The organism is Streptomyces niveus, assembly GCF_001723055.1.
GTDB lineage: Bacteria > Actinomycetota > Actinomycetes > Streptomycetales > Streptomycetaceae > Streptomyces > Streptomyces niveus.
Genome location: NZ_MDCR01000282.1, coordinates 17,078 through 38,368, shown reverse-complemented (window position 1 = coordinate 38,368; position 21,291 = coordinate 17,078). Strand labels below are relative to the sequence as shown.

General features: G+C 69.7%; 15 protein-coding genes and 1 other RNA gene. 7 read left to right on the top strand and 9 right to left on the bottom strand.

Translation table 11 applies throughout. The features are described 5' to 3' along the window. Nucleotides 1-973, bottom strand: a 973-nt coding sequence (gene pglX / locus BHU15_RS28265; RefSeq protein WP_255293236.1) for a BREX-2 system adenine-specific DNA-methyltransferase PglX, incomplete at its 3' end; no start/stop codon positions are given. A 293-nt stretch (nt 974-1,266) separates the two neighbouring features. Beyond that, on the bottom strand, nt 1,267-5,754 hold the full coding sequence (gene pglW, locus BHU15_RS28260; protein WP_069629763.1) for a BREX system serine/threonine kinase PglW: 4,488 nt from the start codon (nt 5,752-5,754) through the stop codon (nt 1,267-1,269). 234 nt (nt 5,755-5,988) lie between these two features. On the opposite strand from pglW, the gene BHU15_RS28255 reads away from it, so the two are divergent. Together BHU15_RS28255 and BHU15_RS28250 are read left to right on the top strand one after the other, a co-directional pair. Further along, nucleotides 5,989-7,944 carry a DUF2075 domain-containing protein gene (locus tag BHU15_RS28255; RefSeq protein ID WP_079128425.1) on the top strand — a complete coding sequence of 652 codons (1,956 nt, stop codon included), beginning with the start codon at nt 5,989-5,991 and terminating at the stop codon, nt 7,942-7,944. A 134-nt stretch (nt 7,945-8,078) separates the two neighbouring features. Beyond that, nucleotides 8,079-9,983, top strand: a complete 1,905-nt coding sequence (locus BHU15_RS28250) for a DUF2075 domain-containing protein (protein WP_069629761.1) — start codon at nt 8,079-8,081, stop codon at nt 9,981-9,983. A 383-nt stretch (nt 9,984-10,366) separates the two neighbouring features. Here BHU15_RS28250 and rnpB read toward each other — a convergent pair. Then, nucleotides 10,367-10,768: RNase P RNA component class A (gene rnpB / locus BHU15_RS28245), an RNA gene on the bottom strand. 77 nt (nt 10,769-10,845) lie between these two features. On the opposite strand from rnpB, the gene BHU15_RS28240 reads away from it, so the two are divergent. Then, the gene (locus BHU15_RS28240) at nt 10,846-11,619 is read left to right on the top strand and encodes a MerR family transcriptional regulator (protein WP_069629760.1); all 774 of its coding nucleotides are present in this window, start codon (nt 10,846-10,848) and stop codon (nt 11,617-11,619) included. Further along, nucleotides 11,616-12,626 carry a hypothetical protein gene (locus BHU15_RS28235; RefSeq protein ID WP_069629759.1) on the top strand — a complete coding sequence of 337 codons (1,011 nt, stop codon included), beginning with the start codon at nt 11,616-11,618 and terminating at the stop codon, nt 12,624-12,626. The genes BHU15_RS28240 and BHU15_RS28235 overlap by 4 nt, the downstream gene beginning before the upstream one ends. A gap of 431 nt (nt 12,627-13,057) precedes the next feature. Here BHU15_RS28235 and BHU15_RS28230 read toward each other — a convergent pair whose 3' ends face one another. Beyond that, the gene (locus BHU15_RS28230; protein ID WP_069629758.1) at nt 13,058-13,777 is read right to left on the bottom strand and encodes a tetratricopeptide repeat protein; all 720 of its coding nucleotides are present in this window, start codon (nt 13,775-13,777) and stop codon (nt 13,058-13,060) included. Next, the gene (locus tag BHU15_RS28225; RefSeq protein ID WP_255293235.1) at nt 13,774-14,559 is read right to left on the bottom strand and encodes a hypothetical protein; all 786 of its coding nucleotides are present in this window, start codon (nt 14,557-14,559) and stop codon (nt 13,774-13,776) included. Before BHU15_RS28225 ends, BHU15_RS28230 begins: the two co-directional genes overlap by 4 nt. A 783-nt stretch (nt 14,560-15,342) precedes the next feature. Between BHU15_RS28225 and yaaA the strand changes: the two genes are divergently transcribed. After that, a complete protein-coding gene (gene yaaA, locus BHU15_RS28220) occupies nt 15,343-16,143 on the top strand; it encodes a peroxide stress protein YaaA (protein ID WP_069629756.1) in 801 nt (266 codons plus the stop codon). Between the two features lie 76 nt (nt 16,144-16,219). After that, entirely contained in the window at nt 16,220-16,834 is a 615-nt protein-coding gene (gene eda, locus BHU15_RS28215; RefSeq protein ID WP_069629755.1) for a bifunctional 4-hydroxy-2-oxoglutarate aldolase/2-dehydro-3-deoxy-phosphogluconate aldolase, read from the top strand. A gap of 20 nt (nt 16,835-16,854) precedes the next feature. Here eda and BHU15_RS28210 read toward each other — a convergent pair whose 3' ends face one another. From BHU15_RS28210 to BHU15_RS38685, 4 genes are read right to left on the bottom strand one after another with little or no spacing between them, the layout of a single operon-like run. Continuing rightward, entirely contained in the window at nt 16,855-17,688 is an 834-nt protein-coding gene (locus tag BHU15_RS28210; RefSeq protein ID WP_069629754.1) for a GNAT family N-acetyltransferase, read from the bottom strand. Nucleotides 17,689-17,711: 23 nt separating this feature from the next. Continuing rightward, the gene (locus BHU15_RS28205) at nt 17,712-18,944 is read right to left on the bottom strand and encodes a bifunctional RNase H/acid phosphatase (protein ID WP_069629753.1); all 1,233 of its coding nucleotides are present in this window, start codon (nt 18,942-18,944) and stop codon (nt 17,712-17,714) included. Next, a complete protein-coding gene (locus tag BHU15_RS28200; RefSeq protein ID WP_218028084.1) occupies nt 18,945-19,688 on the bottom strand; it encodes a zinc ribbon domain-containing protein in 744 nt (247 codons plus the stop codon). It abuts the gene before it with no gap. Continuing rightward, nucleotides 19,685-20,521 carry a Nif3-like dinuclear metal center hexameric protein gene (locus BHU15_RS38685; protein WP_079128424.1) on the bottom strand — a complete coding sequence of 279 codons (837 nt, stop codon included), beginning with the start codon at nt 20,519-20,521 and terminating at the stop codon, nt 19,685-19,687. The genes BHU15_RS28200 and BHU15_RS38685 overlap by 4 nt, the downstream gene beginning before the upstream one ends. A gap of 130 nt (nt 20,522-20,651) precedes the next feature. Between BHU15_RS38685 and BHU15_RS28195 the strand changes: the two genes are divergently transcribed. Continuing rightward, nucleotides 20,652-21,281 carry a VOC family protein gene (locus BHU15_RS28195; protein ID WP_069629751.1) on the top strand — a complete coding sequence of 210 codons (630 nt, stop codon included), beginning with the start codon at nt 20,652-20,654 and terminating at the stop codon, nt 21,279-21,281. Nucleotides 21,282-21,291: the final 10 nt, after the last annotated feature.

Here is a 21,291-nt window from a genome sequence, read left to right as displayed (position 1 = left end):
GCCCATGCAGCAGCGAATCCCCCACCGCCACATTGATCGGGAACACCGGCGCCTCAGCCAGCCGCCGCGCCCCGGCCTCCTTCATCGCCGCAACCAGCAGCCGGAACCGCGCAATCGACGCCGCGAACGGGTTCTTGTCGCACCCGTGCACCGACTCCAACGCCCGCCGCACCAACGCCCATTCATCCGTCCCCGGCTCAGCGGCCCGCCACTTCTCGACCAGCCGCCCGAAAATCCCCAGCAGGAAGTGCCCCGACCCACAAGCAGGGTCGATCGTCCGCAGCCCACCCTCCGGCGCCAGCCCGAACTCCTCGATCGCCGGCTCAAGCGTGAGGTCGAGGATGAACTCCTCCACGAACTCCGGGGTTTGCAGCAGCGCGTACGTCTTGCGGGCGTGCTCGCTCAGGTCCTGGTACAGATCACCCAGGAAACGCGTGTCCCACTCGGGGTCAAAGAAGTCGTAGAGGATCTCGCCGTCCGCCCCCCTGCGACGCCAGAAAGACAGCAACTCTGTCGCCGCCTCATAGCTCGGCGTGAGACCCCACAGCGGATTGTGCGCGCGGTCGAAGAGGCCAGCCGCCGTCTCGTTCGAATCGGCCAGGTGCTGGAAAGCCTCTTCCAACCAGTCCCGGTTGTTGAGGTGCGGCTTCTCCCGGAAGAACGCCTCATGACGCTCCTCCGCGTCCCGCAGCCGGTCCCCCGGCCCCGCCAGGAACGGCCACTCGATCAGCCGGTTGTCCTCACAGAACCGCACGAAGACACAGCCCAGGACCCACGCCGCCGCGGCCTGTGTGACCCGCTCGTCACGCCAGGCGCCGTACGTCGCCGCGGTCCGCTTCCCCTCGCGGGCTCGCGCGTACTCGGCCTCAAGCCTGGTGCGGAACTCCTCGACGGACTCACTGCGCTCCCGCAGATCGTCCTCCAGAGCCGTGACCTGCTTCTTCAGGTCCTTGAGCAGGGCCGCCCCGCTCACACCAGCTCCCGCACCCGAACCCGCGACAGTCGTCACTCTTCATATCCCTCTCGCACCGCAGCGCCACCCACCGCAGACCGGCAGCTCGAACCTCCATCCTGCCAGCCCCATCAGCACCTCAGTCCGCGAACGCCATCTCCCAGCAGCCGCGAAATCGATTGGCACCCATCGCTCCCGAATGGGGGTGCAAAATATCCCACATGGATGGCGCGCAGAGCTGGGCCGAAGTCTGTGAGCGCATCGCTGAGGCGGCTTGCCGCAGGACTCAGCTACTGCCGCGGTCCCAGCATCCGCTACATGTCCTGAGCACCGGTGACCGATGCCTGCTCGGATGTCGCCAGCGTCTCCACGAACCTGCTGTCCAGATGCGTACGCTCCCCGTCGCTGCCGATGTACTCGACCGTCCTGCCGTCCATATGCGGGTCCTGGCCGCGCGTCTCCACCGGACACAGCAGCCACAGCCCGTGCGGTGCCTCAGCCGGGAGGCGGGCCGCGTGCTGGAGCTTGAGTAGCAGGTCGCGTCCGCCCTCGTCCCAGTAGCGGGCGAGCAGGCCGGCGTCGTAGAGGAAGAGGACCGTGCGCGGGGCGGCGGCACGCTCCAGAAGTGAGTCCTCGATGAGTGCCCACACCGTGCGTACGTACGCCGCCAGGCCCTTGGAGATCTGGCCGCTGGCGGAGAATCGGGCGTCGACGCCGAGCACCTTGTCCCAGGCCTGGTCCTTCTCGTCCGCCAACCGGCGGAATTCGGACAGGAATTCGCTGTTCACGTCGACTGGTTCGACCGGGTATCGGGTGGCTACCGCCTCCGCCACACCCGGAAGCCGCGTTCCCCTGACCGTCAGCGCGAGGAAGCCGCCACGGCGCACGGCAGCGTCCAGGCGCGCCCTGATCGTGGAGTGCGGGTCCTGGGCCGTCGGGCGGATGCCAGTGACCGGAGGCATCAGGCTCGTGGCATCGCCGGTCGAGGTCCAGGATGCCTCGGCTGCCACCGCGGGCGGGAAGAACCTGCCCTGCTCCGTGTCGTATTCGAGGGAGAAGCGCGCATCGCGCAGTGCCTCTTCGAGCTCGGGATGCGTGGGCTCCGTACCGTCCGTCAGAAGGGACAGGTCGGGGAACCGTGCTCGCAGGCGGTTGTTCAGCTCCTCGGGGGTGATGCCACTCTCGCGGCGGACTCCGGCCCCGGCCTGCGAGATGCGCAGCGCCCTCTCCAGGGTCAGGTCTCGGGGGTACAGCTCCAGACGCGGGCTCGCCTGGGCCGTGGGGGCGACCGCTGCGGCCAGTGCCACGAGGCGTGTGTCGGCGAGTGGGGCAAGGCCATCCGGTGCCGGCACGCTCCGCAAGGCGCGAATGACCGCGGCCCGGCCCGGCAGGGGGTCCTCCTGGGCCAGCCGATCCGCTTCCTTGCCCAACGCGGCCGCGTAGTTGGCCAGTTCGCTGGGGGCGGGGTCGGCAGTGCCCGGGAGGGACTCGGCAGCGACGAGAACGGCTTCCTCCCGCCGGTGCCAGGCGAGGCGAGGCTCGTGGGGCTCAGCGGCTTCGGGATCGCCCTCGCTTGCCTCCCCCTCCACCGCGGCCCGTACGACGGCGAGCGCCTTGGCGAGGGTGCGCTCCTCCGTGTCCCCGCCCGCGCCATGCCTTATGCGCAGCTCGACGGCCAGTTCCTGGGCGGTCATCACACGGCCGGCCGCCTCGACGACCTCGAAGAGAGTCGCACGGACCGGCTCCAGCCACTCAGTCTCGAACCACTCCTTGATCGCATTGCGGTGGTGGCGCGAGACCGGCGGCTGCTGAATGCCGATCCGGTCCGCGACCCGCTTCTGCACCGGCCAGGGGCCCAGCGGGGGCAGCCCGCCGTCCTCGGGCGGGAGGCCCAGGGTGAGGTGGATGACCTCACTGCGGTGGGAACCCTTGCGTCCGGGGGCGGGAGTGAGCCGCGCGGCCATCTCGTCCACCGCGAGCACCGCGCCCGCCTCGACGGGCACCGGCCCGGACTCGGTTTCGCGGCGTGCTGAGGGTGCGGTGGGGGCAACAGGCTGCCGCATGCTCGCGGCCCACTGCTTGCGGCGCCGGTTGAGTTCCTTGCGTACGAGTGCGCCGGCACCTCTTGCCTTGGAGATGATGTACGGCGGGACGTCCAGGAGCCCTTCGACGTCGGTGGCTCCGAGGCCGTCCGCCACCGAGATCGCTCGCTCGGAGAGCCCGGCCGCGACCAGCGGAGTCTTCAGCCCTGCTGCCCTCGCCGCGGCATCGAGGCTGTTCTCACCTGCGTCCGAGACCGTGTCGACCGTGGCGGGTGTCGTGACGGGCTTGGCCGCATCCGCCTCGCGGAAGATCTCGTACCAGGCGTCGCGCATCTGCCGCAGGGTGTCGAAGCGGTGCTCGGTGTCCCGGTGCAGTGCGCGCTTGAAGAACCGGGTCAGTCCGTCACTGAGCGCGTCCTCGAACAGCTCGGTGGCGACGGAGAGTTCGGCCTTGTCATTGGCGACCGGGTCGGCCTGGCCCTCGCCCCACAACGGGCGTTCGCCACTGGCCATCTCGTGCAGGGTGACGGCTGCCGCGTACCGCTCGGCGTGATCGTCGTAGTGTCCTCGGCGCACCGAGTCCAGGAACGGGTCGAGATAACCGCGGGTGCCTGCCTTGATGTCGCGGTCGGAGGCATCGGCAAGCGAGAAGTCGAAGAGCATCAGCTGCCAGGTGCGGTCACTGCGCCTGTACAGACCGAGGTTGTCCGGCTTGATGTCCCGGTGGCGTACGCCCTTCGCGGCGAGCTGGTCGAGGGCGGTGAACAGATCGCTGCCGTACCGCTCCAGTTCGTGGTACGACAGCTTGCCGTCGGCCCGCAGCCGGGCGCCGAGGGTGCGCTCACCCGCGTATTCCAGTTCGAGGATGGTCTTCCCGGCCAGCTCGCGCTGTCCGCCCTTGAGCTGGACCACGGTGCCGCCGCCGACCAGTTCCAGGGCGCGGGCCTCGGCCCGCAGCCGCTGCGCCTTCTCCTGGTCGAGAGCGACCTTGAAGACCCGCTCCTCGGTGTACGACTCTCCGTCCTCGTCCTCGACGACCCGCTCGACTAGCAGCGCGCGGGCCGTCGCACCGGTGCCCAGGACACGACGTACAGACCATTCGCCATCCAGGGACTGGCCGGGGAGAGCCGACAGTGGATCGAGTTCGGCTACCGGCGGCTGCTCGGGGACCGCGTTCTCCTCCTCGGCTTCGTCGAGGAGGTCGATGAACCGGTCGACGGGTGCGAGCCGGTGATCGGGGTCGGGGTGAGTGGCCTGCTGGATGAGGTGGTCGAGTTCCTCGGAGAGACCGTCGGCGACCGCGATGAGACGCAGCCCGGAGTCGGTACGCAGCCGTTCCCGCAGAGCACTGCGCCGGTCGGCCGGCGGCTGCCCGGTCAGGATGAAGTAAGAGACCGCACCCAGGCCGAACATGTCGAGGTCGGCCGGATCCGCGTAGGGCTGTTCGCTCTCCGGGGCGAGGTAGACCTGTGCGGCGTCCTCGATGAGGCCGACGTCGAAAGCGGCGTTGCCGAGGGAACGCAGCAGGGTCGCGTTCGTGTCGAAGTCCCGGGCCGCGGTCTGCCAGTCGGTGATCCGCAGCTCGGGGCGGGAGCCGTCCGGCCGGGCACTGACATAGACGGAACGTGCGGCGAGCGCGCGATGGTAGAGCGAGCGGCTGTGGGCGTGACGTACGGCCTCTGCGAGTTGCCGCACCAGGTCCAGGCGCATCTCGGGGGTGAGTCTGCCGCCATGCGTCGCCAAGTACTGGTCGAGACGGAGGTCGGTCTTGCGGTGGCGGAAGAGGATCGCCGGGCCCGCCTCGTGGTCGCGGATCTCGACCGCCGCCGAGATGCCCCGGTGCGTGATGCCCTGGAGCACCTGGTACTCGCGGCGTGCGGCGCGCTCGGTTGCACGCTTGACCGACTCGTCCGGCTGCTGGCCGACGAGGTAGATCCGTACCCGGCCCTCCTCTTGCACCAGTCCGTCGACCCTCTCGGCCAACCGGTCCTCCCAGGAGGGACCGGTGTCCAGCGGATGCGGTCGCATCCGCCAGGCGTCACCGAACTTGAGGTGGGCGGTCGACTGCCGGATACCGATGGCCTTGAGCAGCCGAGGCAGGTGCTGGCTCGAGAACTCCTGGGTGATGCGACGTTCCGGCCGGTCCGGCGGCAGTCCCAGGAAGTCCTGCCAGATACGTGGCAGCCCGCTCGCACCGTCGTCCCTACCGAAGACCCGGATGCGCTGGACGTCGTCGAGGTGGCTCTCCAAATCCGGGGAGGAGAGGAAGACCGCCGGTTCGATGCGCGGCAGCGGACCCGTGAAGCGCAGTTGACGTGCAGCCCACTGCAGCTGGCTCTTGAGATCCTTGGATTTGGCGTCGTTGAAATGCAGCGGGTTGTTGATCGTCCTGGTGCGGTCGGTGCCGTGGAAGCTCCAGGTTGAGCCGGAGTTCTCCAGACGGCCCGGATGGCTCTTGATCTCAACGAGGTAGAGCCCGGCGGGGACCGCGATGAGCAGGTCGCACTCGTTGATGCGGCCGGACTGGGCGGTGAAGGAGAACGTCGCCCAGGCACGGTACGGCTCAGCCGGCGGCATGAGACGCCGCACGTGATCGAGGGCGTCCTGTTCCCACGAGTACGGGGACGGCCGCTCCTGGTTCCACTGGTTCACGGGCCGCGGCGGGGGCCCCGGCTTGGGAACCGGGGGTGTGCCTGTCGCCGTCACAGTCCGACCTCCGCGGTGTCCTTCCGTTCCCGTACAAGCAGGCACAGGAAACATGCGCCTAAAATCTTCCGGCCGACCCTACCTTGCAGCGATTACCTCCCTCCCCATGCTTGCTTGGAGCCCCTGGCTCGATCTTGCCCCCATGGCTCCGAATCGAGCTAACGTTGCACGCTGTCATCGCGGCCCGCCAGGCTTCCGCTTTCCAGGACATGCCTCCACCCGCAAGGGATTTGGCGTGCCGTGGGGGAAGTCTTGTCGTCCTATCTGCTCCGGGAGTCTGCTGCCTCGTTGGCCGAAGAGGTCAAGCGCCAACCTGGAACGGCTCATCGTCCGCTGACCGAACGGCTGATCCTGGCCTACAAGGACAAGCACAAGCGGAAGAAGGGCAAGGATCAGGAGGGGACGCCTCCGGCGAACGGTCTGGTCGAGGCCTGGGAGAACAGTCTTCCTCCGGTGGTCAATGCCCTCGTCGAGCGGGGTCTTGGTCAGGTGGAGGTGTTCATAGAGTTCGGGCTTCCGCACACCGACGCCGATGTGGACGTGCTCCTGGCCGGCGTGCACCCGGGCAGCGGCGCACCCTCATACGTGTTGATCGAGCTGAAGCAGCAACGTTCCGCCACCGTGCACCCGGAGCGGTCGGTCGCCGTCGATCTTGGCTTCGCCAACTGGAAACTGCATCCGGTCCGGCAGGTGCAGAAGTACTGCGACTACCTGGTGCAGTACAAAGCCGCCCTGCGCGGTAAGCCGGAGAGCGTCGTCGGAGCCGTGCTGATGCACAACGCTCACGACGATGACGTGCGAGAGCTGTTCAAGCTTCCGGAGAGCGAGCACGGACGGCTCTACACCATGGACCGGCTCGAGCCGTTCCGGAAGTTGCTGGGTGCGCGGTTGGCCGCACTGCCGGGTGGAGAGGCCGGCCAGGTACTGATCGACTCCCCTGAGTACGATCCTCCGAAGATCGCCGACGTCAACCTCGCCACACGTATGGGGTCGCCGGAGCGCTTCCAACTGCTGGACGAGCAGGAGTTGGCGCACCAGGACGTACACGAGGCGGTACTACGGGTCCAGGAGGGCGGCACCAAGGAAGTCATCATCGTCCGGGGCGGGCCTGGCAGCGGCAAGAGCGCCATCGCGCTCGAACTCCGGCGCACACTCGACCAGGCCGGCCGGAATGTCGTTCACGCCTCGGGGGCCAAGGCGCTCACCCTGACTCTTCGGGAGACCTACGCGCAGAACGCGCCGCGTGGCATGAAGGGAAAGCTGAAGAAGGAAGCCACCCGGCTGTTCACCTACTTCAACCAGCTGAAGAAGCTGCCGCCGGATAGCTGTGACGTGGTCATCTGCGACGAAGCGCACCGCATTCGTCGCCACTCCGTCGACCGGTACACGCCCCGCGAGGAGCGGGAGAACGCGCGCCCCCAAGCCGACGAGATCATAGAGGCAGCACGTGTCCCCGTCTTCCTGCTCGACGACTGGCAGTCCCTCCGCCCCGGCGAGGTTGGCACAGCCGAGTACCTGATCGAACGCGCGAAGGCGTTGGGGCTTCGGCACACCCTCATCGACCTCGGCGGCATGTTCCGGGCCCAGGGAAGCGCCTACTACCGGGACTGGGTGCTGAAGCTGCTCAGCGTGGGCGTGCACACCCCTCAGGTCTGGGTGCCCGACGGGCGGATGCAGGTTCACCTCGCCGACTCTCCGGAGGAAATGACGGACTTCCTTCAAGAGCATCGACTCACAGGGGCGACCACGCGAACCGTCGCCGGTTTTTGCTGGCCTTGGAGTAATCCGGACGAGAACGGCGAGCTGGTCCCGGACGTCACCATCGACGGTTGGCAGCAGCCCTGGAACGTGAAGAGCGGCCATGCCGTGAAGGGTGCACCCGATGCCGACTTCTGGGCTACGGACCCGCGGGGAACCGGGCAGGTCGGTTGCGTCTACACCGCCCAGACCTTCGAGTTCGACTGGGTGGGCGTGATCATCGGCCCCGATCTCGTCTGGCGTGAGGGCCGCTTCGTCGTGGACCGGACCGCCACCCATGACCCGGAGCTGCGGCCCAAAACGATCGACGAGGCCGATATCGACCGCTGCGTCCGTAACGCCTACCACGTCCTCCTGACCCGCGGAATCATGGGCGTGGTGATCTACTCGACGGACGAGGCCACGCGGGACGCTCTGCGCGGGCATGTGATCACCTCGGTACAGCATCCGCTCCCCAAGCAAATGCGCAAGATTGTCAGCCCGTGACGACGTTATTCCGCCAGTTTGCCCGGCAGGCTGTTCGGTAGCATTCGATCAATCGTCATTGCGGCCCGCCGGGCTTCCGCCTCAGGACATGCCCCCACCCGCACGAGTTGTTTCGTGCTGCCTGGGGGCTTCTCTTGCTGTTCCGCGATTCCGCCACCGCGGTCGCCGCCCGCCACCTCGAAGGATCGATGGGCCTGTACCTCACCGAACAGTTCACTCAGGCTCATGGGTACGGGCCGAGCATGGCGGAAGCGCGCTCCTGGGAACGGAGCATCCCGGCGCTCACCGACGCACTGCTCGATGCGGGGCTGGGTCAGGTGGAGGTGTTGCTGGAGTTCGGGCTGCCGTTGACGAGCAAGCGGGCCGATGCGGTTCTCGCCGGAGTCCATCCTCGGACCGGTGAGCCCTCGTATGTCGTCGTTGAGCTCAAGCAGTGGAGTGAGGCTCACCCCGACCATGACGATCCCCTGCTGTGCTTCCTGGCCGACTACTCCCATCCGGTCCTCAACCCCATTGAGCAGGTGCGCGGTTATTGCGACTACCTCGTCGCCTTCAATGGGGCTCTGGCCCAGCATCCTGAGCGGATTTCGGGCGTCGCCTACCTTCACAACGCAACCGCGGTCGGCGTGTCCGGCCTCAACGAAGTCGAACTCAGTGAGCGCGGCCGCATGTTCACGGCGGACAGACGCGAAGACTTCCTCACCTACCTGCAGTCGAAGCTGAGCGCCGCATCCGGAGCCAAGGCAGCCGACGAGTTGTTGCTCGCCAAGGTCCAGCCTTCGAAGCAGTTGATGGCCGTCGCGGCCCAAGAGGTCCGCGAGCGGGAGCAGTTCATCCTTCTCGATGAGCAGCGTGTGGCATACGAGACCGTGCTGAAGTCCGTCGAGCGGGCGCACGAGGCCGATCACAAAGAGGTTGTAATCATTACGGGTGGGCCCGGCACCGGCAAGAGTGTGATCGCTCTGTCGCTACTCGGGGAACTGTACCGGCGTGGCGTTCCCGCTCTGCACGCGACCGGCTCGCAGTCGTTCACGAAGACCATGCGCAAGGTGGCCGGGGCGCGGAAGCCTGAAGTGCGAGAACTCTTCAAGTACTTCAACAGTTTCGTGACCGCCAAGCGCAACAGCCTGGACGTGCTGGTCTGCGACGAAGCCCATCGCGTGCGGGAGACGTCTGCCAGCCGTTTCACGCCAGCAGCGCAACGCACGGGTAAGCGGCAGCTAGAGGAACTGATCGACGTGGCCCGCGTGCCCGTCTTCCTCCTGGACCAGCACCAGGTTGTACGGCCCGGGGAGACTGGGACTGTCGAGGAGATCAAGGCAGCGGCCGCGCAGAAGGACCTGCAGTGCCGGGTGGTGGAACTGGACAGCCAGTTCCGCTGTGGTGGGAGCGACGCGTATCTGCGGTGGGTCGTCCGGCTGCTGGGACTGGAGGGCGACGAGTCCGTCGTATGGGAGCCCGATGGTCGGATGCAGCTCGATGTCGTCGATTCTCCGGAGGAGTTGGAAGCCCTTCTGGACGAAAAGCGGTCGAAGGGGTACGGGGCCAGGTTGTCAGCCGGGTTCTGTTGGCGCTGGTCGGATGCCAAGCCCGGTGAGCCGCTTCCCGCCGACGTTCAAATCGGAGACTGGGCCCGGCCGTGGAACCTCAAGGGTGAGCGGTCGATCATGGGTGCACCGCCATCAGCGCTCTGGGCCACTGACCCTGCGGGCTTCGGTCAAGTCGGCTGCGTCTACACGGCGCAGGGCTTCGAGTACGACTGGAGCGGCGTGATCATCGGGCCCGACCTCGTCTGGCGGGAGAACGGCTGGGTTGTCGACCGGGCCGCTTCAAAGGACCCCGCCCTGCGGAAGGGGAACGGCTCGACTGCGGCATCGGACATCGACGTGGATCGGTTGATCCGCAATACGTACAAGGTGCTCTTGACGCGCGGCATGGTCGGCACAGCCATCTACTCGACAGATCCGGAGACTCGGGCGAAGCTGCATGAGCTGGTGAAGCCTGGGAGATCGACTGCCGCGGCTCTCAGCGCGGGATAGCGCCGCTAGGTCAACTGCTACCGCCGCAACCACGGGATGAAATCTCCTGCCTCGTCACGAGTGCGGTTCACCGGATCGATAGCGCGATGTACAACTCGCCCCGTAGGGCCTTCGGACTAAAGCAGAGCTGTCAAAGGGGCGCCCGTTGGCCACTTCGTAGACTGCTCGCGGCGGAACCCGGATACTCCAGGGCAGAGGTCGCTTGGCTCAGATCAGGTCCCGAGAACGCCAATCTCCACCGCCGCGCCTCACGGCTACTTTCATGGCTACGTACGTAGCCGCGCGTCCCCCTTTGAACCGGTACGGAACGGGGTCTCATCTCTCCCCGGAGAGACAAAAAACAGGCCCTGACCAGCATATTCGCTGGCCAGCGGCCCGCAAGGCAGACGAGTCGGGCTGTACGCCGGGTTCTGTCGCCCGGCTGCCTCGCGGCGGCCGGGGAGACGGCCATCCATCTAGGGCCGGCGTTGCCGTCGGCCTCCTGCGGTCTACCCGCGGACTCGGGCGGGCAGCCCTCGGACGTCCGCGCAGGGTCGTCTCGCGACGGCCCCTCTTGACCTTGCTCCAAGTGGGGTTTACCTAGCCGCCCGAGTCACCTCGGGCGCTGGTGGTCTCTTACACCACCGTTTCACCCTTACCGGAGACCGAAATCCCCGGCGGTCTGTTTTCTGTGGCACTGTCCCGCGGGTCACCCCGGGTGGGCGTTACCCACCACCTTGCCCTGTGGAGCCCGGACGTTCCTCGGGGGGATCCGGAGATCCTCACGCGGCCGTCCGCCCGGCTCGTCTGCCGTGATCGTCATGGTACCCGTCCGGTCGATCGTCCTTGACCTTGCCGCAGCGTCAGGGTTTCTACTGAGGTCATGCGAATCGGAGAGATCGCCGCGCTCGTCGGGGTCACCTCGCGGGCGGTGCGGCACTACCACCACCTGGGCCTGCTGCCCGAGCCCCAGCGGCTGTCCAACGGCTACCGCGTCTACTCCGTACGCGACGCCGTCCTCCTCGCCCGGATCCGCCGGCTCTCCGAGCTGGGGCTCAGCCTGGACGAGGTACGGGACGTGCTCGCCGACGACGCCGGGCGGGAGCTGGTGGAGGTGCTCGCCGAGCTGGACGCGGATCTGGCGCGGCAGGAGGAGCAGATCCGGGCCAGGCGGCGCAGGCTCGCGGAGCTGACGGCGGGGACGATGCCGCCCGAGGGGCCGGTGTCGCCGACGCTGGCGCGGCTGCTGCGGGCCATGCCGGAGACGGATTCGGTGGTGGCGGCCAAGGACCGTGAGCTGCTCACGCTGCTCGATGTCGCGGGTGGTGGCGAGGAGGCGATCTACGACGCCCTGCACTCGCTGATCGAATCCCCCGACGTACTGGCGCTCTACGAACGGCTCGACGACCTGGCCGACGCCGCGCCGGACGATCCGCGCGTCGGGCCGCTCGCCACGGACCTGGTCGGCCTTCTCTCGGACGCCGTGCTCGACGCGATGCCGGAGCAGGACGGGCCGCCGCTCGAAGGGATCGGGGATGCGATCCTCGCCGATCTCGCGCCCGCCCAGGCCGAGGTGGGGCGGCGGGTGATGGAGGCACTCGTGGAGAAGCAGAGGCTGCGCACGCAGATGAAGACGGATGGGGAGGAATCGGGATGAGTAAAGCCCTGTGGGTGTTCATACCGGCCGAGCTGACGCTGGTCGTGTGTCTGCTTGCGGGCGTGGCCGTCCCGGCGCCGGTGATCTGGGGCGCCGAGGCCGTCGTCCTCACGCTGCTGGTGATCGAGACCGTGTTCCTACGGCGGCACTACAAGGCCGCTCGCCGGGCCGGGGCCGAGCCCCGGGCCGCCCTCGCGCGCGCCGTGGAGGCCGCCGTACCGGCCACCGCCCGCCGCCTGCTCGTCAACGAGGCGCGGGGCCTGACCAGCCTCGTACGGTGGGTGGCCCGGCGTAAGCACGGCGTACGCGAGGGCGATCTCGCCGCCCCGTACACCGGCCCGCAGACGGCGATGATGTACGGCTTCCTCTTCGTGTCCGTCGTCGAGACGGTGGCGCTGGCGATGCTCGTTCCCTGGCCGCTGGTGCACCGGATCCTGCTGGTGGTGGATGTGTACGGCGTGCTGATGGTCCTCGCGATGCACGCGGGCTGCGTCACCCGGCCGCATGTCGTGGGCGCCGACGGGTCGCTCCTGGTGCGCTGGGGTGTGCTGTTCGACATGCCGATCGCCGGTGGTCTGATCACCGCGGCGCGGGTCGAACGCCGTTACCCGGACGGCTCGTTGGTCAAGATCGACGAGCCCGGCGGGACGCTCGACCTGATCGTGGGCGGCCAGACGACGGTACGGGTGGAGCTGAGCGAGCCGGTCGGGTTCGTACGTCCGATGGGCGGGCGCGGTACGGCGACGGTGGTCCGCTTCCACGCGGACGACCCGGCGGCGCTCGTGGCCCGGCTGGGCGAGATCAGGAAGGCGCGCGCCGCAGCAGCCGCAACGGAGAAGGAGACCCCTGCCTGCTCAGCGGCCAAGGCAGACCTCGCAGCCGACACGGCCACGGTCGAGGCAGCCCGGCAGTCCGTCAAGGCGTCGCAGCAGCAGGTGAAACTCCTCCTTCTTGAGGAGCAGATGGCGGCGACCAGCGCACTCGTCCACGAGGAGGGTCACCAGTAGCACATCCCACAGACCTTCTTCACGGCCCCGCTCTCCCGAGGCGCGGCAAAGTGGCAAGTGGCTCTCTGTGATCAGAGTGACGTTCGGTCAGGGATAGTGGGGCGGGGTGCGGGACTCCGCCTTGGCTTGACGCTGTCGGGGATCTTGAAATCCCGGGTTGCTGATCATGGCAAGCGCGCCGGGGAATTCGACGGTGTCCCCGTGCAACGGATGGTGTCCGGGGAAGTCGTCGCTCATGCGAGCACCCTGTGAGGAACGCCGTGACGATCGGGGTCCCTCACAGGGTGCCGTCATGGGTGATGCTCGACGCGGGGTATCGGTCCTCCCCGGACGGATCCGTGCGGGAGTTCTGTACAGCCTGGGCGACCGTGTGTGGCTGGCGCCCAGGCCATGAGCTTCGGCTGGCACACGCCTCTGGGGCCGACGCGGAGCTACCTGATGACCGCCTTGGCGAGCAGTCGCCCGCGCCACTCCCGTAGATGCTTCATGTTGTGGTCGCCGGTGAACTCGTCGATGCCGTAGACCGTCCCCGCCTCGTCGGCGATCTCCTCGCCCAGCAGGTCGAGGGCTTCTGGGAACTCGCCGCCGAGTTCCAGCGCCACGATCAGTTGGTAGCGGAGCGAACGGGTTTGCGTCTCCCGCTCCGAGCCGAAGGCCCGGGACTCTGTGTACAGAGTGCGCAGCAGGCGTACTCCCTCGGCCGGGTTGCCGTTCTCGGCGAGATACCGGGCGATGTCTGCCCGGCGGCTGCGTGTGTCGGGGTGGTCGGGGCCCAGCACCCGGACGGAGTCCGCCACGACGGCCCGCGCCACGGCTACGGCCCCGTCCAGATCACCGGCCCCGCGCAGAGCGGAGGCGAGCGAACTGCGCGACCGCAAGGTGCCGGGGTCGTCCTCCCCGAACTCTGCGGTTCGGTCGGCCACTTCCGCTTCGGCGAGTCTCAGGACGTCGGTGTGCCGGTCTTCGTCCCTGAGCCACTGGGACACCCACCAGCGAGCGCGGAGCGTATCGGGGTGCCAGCGGCCCAACTTCTCGGTGAGGTACGCGACATCCCGGAAAATGCCCGGCCACTCCCGCCGCCTCGGCTGCCGCCAGTTCCGGAAGCGCCGCCCGGCCCGCCAGGTGCGGAAGGTACGCCGTGACCGGCTCATACACCACCGCCGCAGCCACCGCCGCACGAACTGGACGCGCCGACACCGCCGTCGACGGCCCAGCCGGAGGCAGGGGCGGAGCCCGTACCGGCGACCCGCCGCGGCTCCGGGACGCGCACCCCGGCCTCGGCGACGCAGCGTGCGCACAGCGCGTCGAACTCGGGCCACCGCTCTGGTCCCCGAAGCCCGTCCGCCTTCGCGAGCCAGGCCACCACCGGCACATGCACGGCCAGGGCGATCAAGAACCAGAACCCGCCCGCGTCCGGCTCGCGGGTGTAGAAGCCGATGCCGAGGGCAAGGACGGCGGACAGACCGCACACCGCGGCCCACCCTTCCCTCGTGCCGGGCACGTCGCCCGTCCGGCGAGTGGGGAGGGTACGCCGTGCCGTCCGCCGCAACTCGAAACTGAAAGCCGGGAAGCGGGGCGAGGCTCTCACCTCCTCCAGAGTGCCGCTCTCCCCGGCGTCGTCAACGGCCGTCCGCAGAGACGCCGGCAGAGGATGCGTTTCCGGCTGTGTCTCCCGTACCGAGCGGCGCAGGCCGCAGACGGAGCGGGGCCCTGCGGAGAGCAGCAGCATCCCGGCCTGGGTGGCGGCCCGTTCTCCCTCAAGGTGATACATGGCGAGAACGGGCTTGGCGGCACCCGTCTCGAAGAAGCGTCCGACGGCCCGCCGGTCGCGCCGCAGCGCGTAACGGAGGCGGACCAGCGAGCACGCCATGAACATCGTGAAGCCGCCCACCCAGACCAGCGCGAAGGCCCAGAAAGTCGGTAAGTCCCCCAAAAAGCCTGGCATCCGCCGTCCCCCGTCGAATTCCCCCGGCCTGTCGGGCTGCCGAGCACATACTCGCCCCGGCTTCCAGAGTGACAGGAACGGCTCTCTCCGCACAGATGCCCACCAGATCTACCTTTGGTCCGCCGCGCCGCATCCCCGGCCGCCAGGCCGACCGCCGCCAGGTCCCGGCCCCGCCGGACACGGGTCGGCGGGGCGGGCGGTTGGTCTCGACGGGCACACCGAATCCACCAGATGGTGGACGAAGCCGGCGATCTGGCCGTCGGCGGCCCGGGGGCCTGGCCGGCGGGACGGCGATCTCGTCGGCGGGCCCGGTCGTGCCGCCGCGGACCGTGACGGCGTGCCAGATCCCGGAGGAGTCCGGATCGAGCATCAGGGATTTCAAGATCCCCGACGGCGTCAAGCTTGGTGCCTGTTTCTGAACCCTAAAGGTGAGGAATCGCAGAAGGTGCGAACCCGTGACAGTGCGCGTATGAGCCATCACGACCTACCTGCGGGAGCAATGCTCAAGACCTGTGGATCGGCCTCGGGTTGGCACGGCGAAGGGCGTACCTTCCCGAATAGTCCTGTGATTGGCTTTATCGAGCAGTAGTGACGTCACTTGTCGATGGGTTTGGGAGGCGCCCCGATCCACGGTCGGGTGATGTTGACGAGTTCGGGAGGCACAGCCCGCCCCGGGAAGTCCGGGGCGGGCCCTTCGGCGTGGGCGCGCCGCACCGCTTAACCTGGCGGACCGGGGGCCGCGTCGTCCGTACATCTTTGAGGAGAACCACCGTGCTCGTGCTGTTGCCGCCGTCGGAAGGCAAGGCCGCTTCCGGCCGCGGGGCTCCGCTGAAGCCGGAATCACTGTCGCTGCCCGGACTGGCCGGGGCACGGGCCGCCGTGCTGGACGAGTTGGTCGAGCTGTGCGCCGCCGACGAGGAGAAGGCCGCGGAGGTCCTGGGCCTGAGTGAGGGGCTGCGCGGCGAGATCGTCAAGAACGTGGCGCTGCGGACCGCGGGGACGCGGCCGGCCGGGGACATCTACACCGGGGTCCTGTACGACGCGCTGGGCCTCGCCACGCTGGACACCGCCGCGCGGCGGCGGGCCGGGCGGTCGCTGCTGGTCTTCTCGGGACTGTGGGGCGCGGTACGGATCGGCGACCGGATCCCGTCGTACCGCTGCTCGATGGGCGTACGGCTGCCGGGCGTCGGCGCGCTGGGCGCCCACTGGCGCAGGGCCATGGCCCCGGTCCTGCCCGAGGTGGCGGGCGACGGGCTCGTACTGGACCTGCGCTCGTCCTCGTACACGCCGGCCTGGAGGCCGGCGGGCGACGTCGCGGCCCGTACGGCGACGGTGCGCGTGCTGCACGCGCAGATCGTGGACGGTGCCGAGAAGCGGTCGGTGGTCAGCCACTTCAACAAGGCGACGAAGGGCCGGCTGGTCAGGGACCTGCTGACGGCCGGAGCCCGGCCGAAGAAGCCCGCCCAACTGGTGGAGACGCTGCGCGAGTTGGGGTACGTGGTGGAGGTCGCGGCGCCCGGCGGGGCGGGGCGGTCGTGGGCACTGGACGTGGTGGTCCGGGAGATCCACTGAGGTCCCCCGCCGGGCACTGTTGCACAGGGCGCAACGCTCGTTGCGAGGAGCGTGGGCGGCGCGGCAGGATAACGGCATGACCTCCGTGCTGGACCTCGCCCCCGTTGTCCCTGTCGTCGTCGTGGACGACGTCGCCGACGCCGTACCCCTGGCGCGTGCCCTGGTGGCCGGCGGCCTGCCCGCGATCGAGGTGACACTGCGCACCCCGGACGCGCCGGACGCGATCCGGGCGATCGCCGCGGAGGTGCCGGAGGCGGTGGTGGGCGCCGGGACGGTCGTCTCGGCGGCCACGGTGACGGAAGCGGTGTCGGCCGGTGCCCGCTTCCTGGTCAGCCCCGGCTGGACGGACACGCTGCTGGCGGCGATGCGGGCGTCCGGGCTGCCGTTCCTGCCGGGCGTCTCGACGACGTCGGAGGTCGTGGCGCTGCTGGAGCGGGGCGTGAGCGAGATGAAGTTCTTCCCGGCGGAGGCGGCGGGCGGCACGGCCTACCTCAAGTCCCTGTCGGGCCCCCTGCCACAGGCCCGCTTCTGCCCGACGGGCGGCATCTCCCTGGCGTCGGCGCCGTCGTATCTGGCGCTGAAGAACGTGGGCTGCGTGGGCGGCTCCTGGATGCTGCCGCCGGACGCGATCACGTCGAAGGACTGGGCCCGGGTGGAGAAACTGGCGCGCGAGGCGTCGGCGCTGCGCTGACGCGACGGCCATGCCCACGGCTACTCGAAGGTCAGCGTCTGACTGTCCGTCAACGGCCGGTATCCCAGCCGCCGGTAGAGCGCGTTGCTCGTCGGGTTCGCCAAGTCCGTGTAGAGCAGCACCTGTTCGGCGCCCGCGTCCAGCGTCGCCCGGCTGACCGCGGCCGTGACCGCTCCCCCGTAACCGCGACCGCGCAGCCGGGGCGGTGTGTAGACGGGTGCCACCCGTGCCTGGCCCGCGATGACCGGGGAGACCGAGGCCATCGCCACCGGTGCGCCCGCGACGTCCCAGAGCCACATCCGGCCGGTCGAGACGCGCTCGGCCGTGGCCTGTGTGTGGTCGGCGCCCGGCTGACCGGTGTCGGCCGCGAAGGCGCTCGTCCACTCGGCGAGGAGCGGCAGGTCGGCGGCGGCGGCGAGGCGGGCCCGGCCGGCCGGGGCGGGGTCCGGTGGAGTCAGCTCGGCCAGCCGGAACAGCCGCACCTGGTGCGAGATCCGCCAGCCGCCGGACCGCCCGGTCCACTCGGCGGCGAACGCCTCCGCGCACGCGTTCTCGCCCTGCACGGAGTCCAACGACGGCTGGGCGGCGCGCAGTACGGGAACGAGTTCGCGCGCCGCCCGGTCCGGCATCGGACCGAGCAGGGGGCGCAGCGGCGGTGTCTGGACGAAGCCGGCGGAGACCGGGGCGGCCTCGTTCTCCCGCCAGTAGCCGAACCGGGCGGGCCCCGCCGCCCCGTTGACGCGGATCGACTCGCTGATCGTGAGCAGCAGCGTCGATCGGGCGGGGTCCCGTACGAGGCAGGGATCGGCCGCCGTACGGAACTCCTCGACGTCCTCGGTCAGTTGCCAGCCCATGCCGCGCCCCCTCCCCCGGGCGCTCAGCGCAGATGCGACGTGTCGTTCAGCAGCCGCAGCGACGCGTTGCCGTCCGCGTAGTACGCCACCGCCGACAGCGACGCGGCCGACAGCTCCATCCGGAACAGCGATTCCGGCGGTGCGCCCAGCGCCAGTCGGACCAGGGTCTTCACCGGTGTCACATGGGTGACGACCAGCACCGTACGCCCCGGGTGCCTCGCCAGCAGCGTGGTGCGGGTGGCGGCGACCCGCGTCGTGACCGAGGCGAAGCTCTCGCCGCCGCCGGTCGGGGCCACGTCGGGCGAGGCCAGCCAGGCGCTGAGATCGTCCGCGTACCGCTCCCTGACCTCGGCGAACGTCATCCCTTCCCAGGCGCCGAAGTCCGTCTCACGCAGCCCGTCCTCGACGCTCACCTCCAGGCCGAGCCGGGTGGCGACCGCGTCGGCCGTCTCGCGGCAGCGCAGCAGCGGGGAGGAGACGACGGCCTCGATCGTGCCGCGCGCGGCGAGCGCGGTGGCGACCGCGTCGGCCTGCCTGCGGCCGACCGCCGACAGCGCCGGGTCGCTGCCGCCGCTGCCCGAGAAGCGCTTCTCGGGGGTGAGGACCGTCTCGCCGTGCCGCAGCAGGACGAACGTGGCGGGCGTACCGAGGTCGGCCGAGCCCCAGCCGACGGGCGGCGCGGCCTGCTCGGGAACGGCGGCGGACAGCTCGTACGAGGCGGCCAGCGCCGCGCGCGCCTTGGCCGCGCCGGCCGCCGCGTCCCCCGGCGGCCCCTCAGGAGCGGGAGCGGCCGAGCGCGCCCGTGCGCCCAGCTCGGCCGTGGAGCGCGACGGCTCCCACTGCTTGCCCCTCTTGCCCGCGTCCATCGCCTCGTTGGCGAGCCGGTCGGCGTGCTTGTTCTTCTCGCGCGGGATCCACTCGTAGCGGACCTGCCCCGCCGGCAGGATCCGCGCGGCCTCGGCGGCGAGCGGCTTCATGTCCGGGTGCTTGATCTTCCAGCGGCCCGACATCTGCTCCACGACGAGCTTGGAGTCCATCCGTACGTGGACGTCGGCGGCCGGGTCGAGTGTCCTCGCGGCCTTCAGCCCGGCGATCAGGCCCTTGTACTCGGCGACGTTGTTCGTGGCGACGCCGATGTACTCGGCGGCCTCGGCGAGCGTCTCACCGGTCACCGCGTCGATGACGACGGCTCCGTAACCCGCCGGGCCCGGGTTGCCCCGCGACCCGCCGTCCGCCTCGACGACGAATTTCGGCATCTACAGACCCGATTCGGACGTACGGACGAGAATGCGGTGGCAGTTCTCGCACCGCAGGACGGTGCTGGGGCTCGCCGCCTTGACCTCGTTGACCTCGGTGATGTTGAGCTCCAGCCGGCAGCCCTCACAGCGCCGCTGGTAGAGACGGGCCGCGCCGACGCCGCCCTGCTGCACGCGCAGCTTCTCGTACAGCTTGAGCAGATCGGCGGGGATCGTCGCGGAGACGGTCTCGCGCTCCTTGGCCGCCGTCGCCTCCTCGGCGCCGATCGTCCCGGCGGCGGTGTCGCGGCGCGCCACGGCGTCGTCCGACTTGGCCTGGACGGCGGAGACGCGCTCCGTCAGCTCGGCGGCACGCTCCTGCGCGGCCTCGCGGCGCTCCATCACTTCGAGGACGACGTCCTCCAGATCACCCTGGCGCTTGGCGAGCGAGACGATCTCGCGCTGGAGGCTTTCGAGGTCCTTCGGCGAGGTGACGGCGCCGGAGTCGAGGCGCTGCTGGTCGCGTACGGCGCGCTGGCGGACCTGGTCGACGTCCTGCTCCGCCTTCGTCTGCTCGCGCGCGGTGTCGCTCTCCTCGGTCTGCGAGGCGACCAGCAGGTCGCGCAGCTGGGTGAGGTCCTTGGCCAGCGACTCGATCTCGGCGTGCTCGGGCAGCGAGTCGCGCCGGTGGGCGAGCTGCTGGAGTCGCAGATCGAGGGCCTGGACGTCGAGGAGTCGGATCTGGTCGGCGGGGTCGGCGTTCAGTTGGGGGCTCCTGAGGAATGGTGGGAGGACCAGGGGTCGGTGACCGTCTTCGAGACGTGGACCCGCAGGTCCCAGCCGTGGCGGTCGGAAATCTCGTCGAGCTGGGTGGCCGCCAGTTCGCACCAGGGCCACTCGGTGGCCCAGTGCGCGGCGTCGACCAGGGCCAGCGGGGTGTGCTGGGTGGCCTCGGAGACCGGGTGGTGGCGCAGGTCGGCGGTGAGGAAGACGTCCACGCCCGCCGCCCGTACGTGGTCGAAGAGGCTGTCGCCGGATCCGCCGCTCACGGCGACGGTACGCACGACGGCGTCGGGGTCGCCGGCCACGCGGATGCCCTGCGCGGTGGCGGGCAGCCGGTGCGCGGCGCGCGCGGCGAAGTCGCGGAGAGTGGCGGGGCGGTCGAGTTCGCAGATCCGGCCGAGTCCGCGGCGGCCCGCGGGGTCGGTCGGATCGGGTACGAGGGGGCCGACGACCCGCAGGTCGAGCGCGCCGGCGAGGGCGTCGGAGACTCCCGGATCGGCGCTGTCGGCGTTGGTGTGCGCGACGTGCAGCGCGATGTCGTGCTTGATGAGCGTGTGCACGACGCGGCCCTTGAAGGTGCCCGCGGCGACGGTCGTCGTTCCCCGCAGATAGAGCGGGTGGTGGGTCAGGATCAGATCCGCGCCCAGCTCAAGGGCCTCGTCCACGACGGACATGACCGGGTCGACGGCGATGAGGACACGGGTCACCGGGGCTTCGGGATCGCCGCAGACGGTGCCGACGGCGTCCCACTGTTCGGCCCGCTCGGGCGGCCAGAGGGCGTCGAACTGGGCGAGGACTTCGGACAGGCGGGGCACGGGGGAAAGGCTACCTGCCGACCATGGCGCACCCACCACGGCCGGTCCACCCCGGCAGCCCGGGGGCCCCGGCCGGACCGGGCGGTTTCGGAGAAGCGCCGGTGACCCGCCCGCCCTTAGCGTCGAGGACATGAACTCCATCGACTACGTCACCCTTGAGGTGGCCGACACCACGGCCGCCGCCCGCTTCTGCTCCACCGCCCTGGGAGTGGACCCGTCGCAGGTGCGCGTGCGCGCCTCCGAGGCCCCCACGACCGGCTTCCGCGGTTTCACGCTGTCGCTCGTGGTGTCCCAGCCCGGCAACGTCGACGCGATCATCGGCGCGGCCCTGGACGCCGGTGCCACCGCCCTCAAGCCCGCCTCGAAGTCCCTGTGGGGTTACGGCGGCGTGGTCCGGGCCCCGGACGGCACGATCTGGAAGATCGCGACGTCCAGGAAGAAGGACACCGGCCCGGTCACCCGGGACTTCGACGAGTTGGTGCTCCTGCTGGGCGTGGAGGACGTGAAGGCCGGCAAGCGGTTCTACGTCGGGCGGGGCCTGACGGTGGGCAGGAGCTTCGGCGGCACGTACGTCGAGTTCGCCGGGCCGGGACCCGTCAAGCTCGCTCTCTACAAGCGCGGTGCTCTCGCCAAGGACGCGGGTGTCCCCGCCGACGGCACCGGCTCGCACCGGCTCGTACTCGCCGGCGCGGCCGGCCCGTTCAGCGACCCGGACGGGTTCGTCTGGGAAGCCGCCGCACCGCTGACCGCCACGGTCTGACACCCCTCGC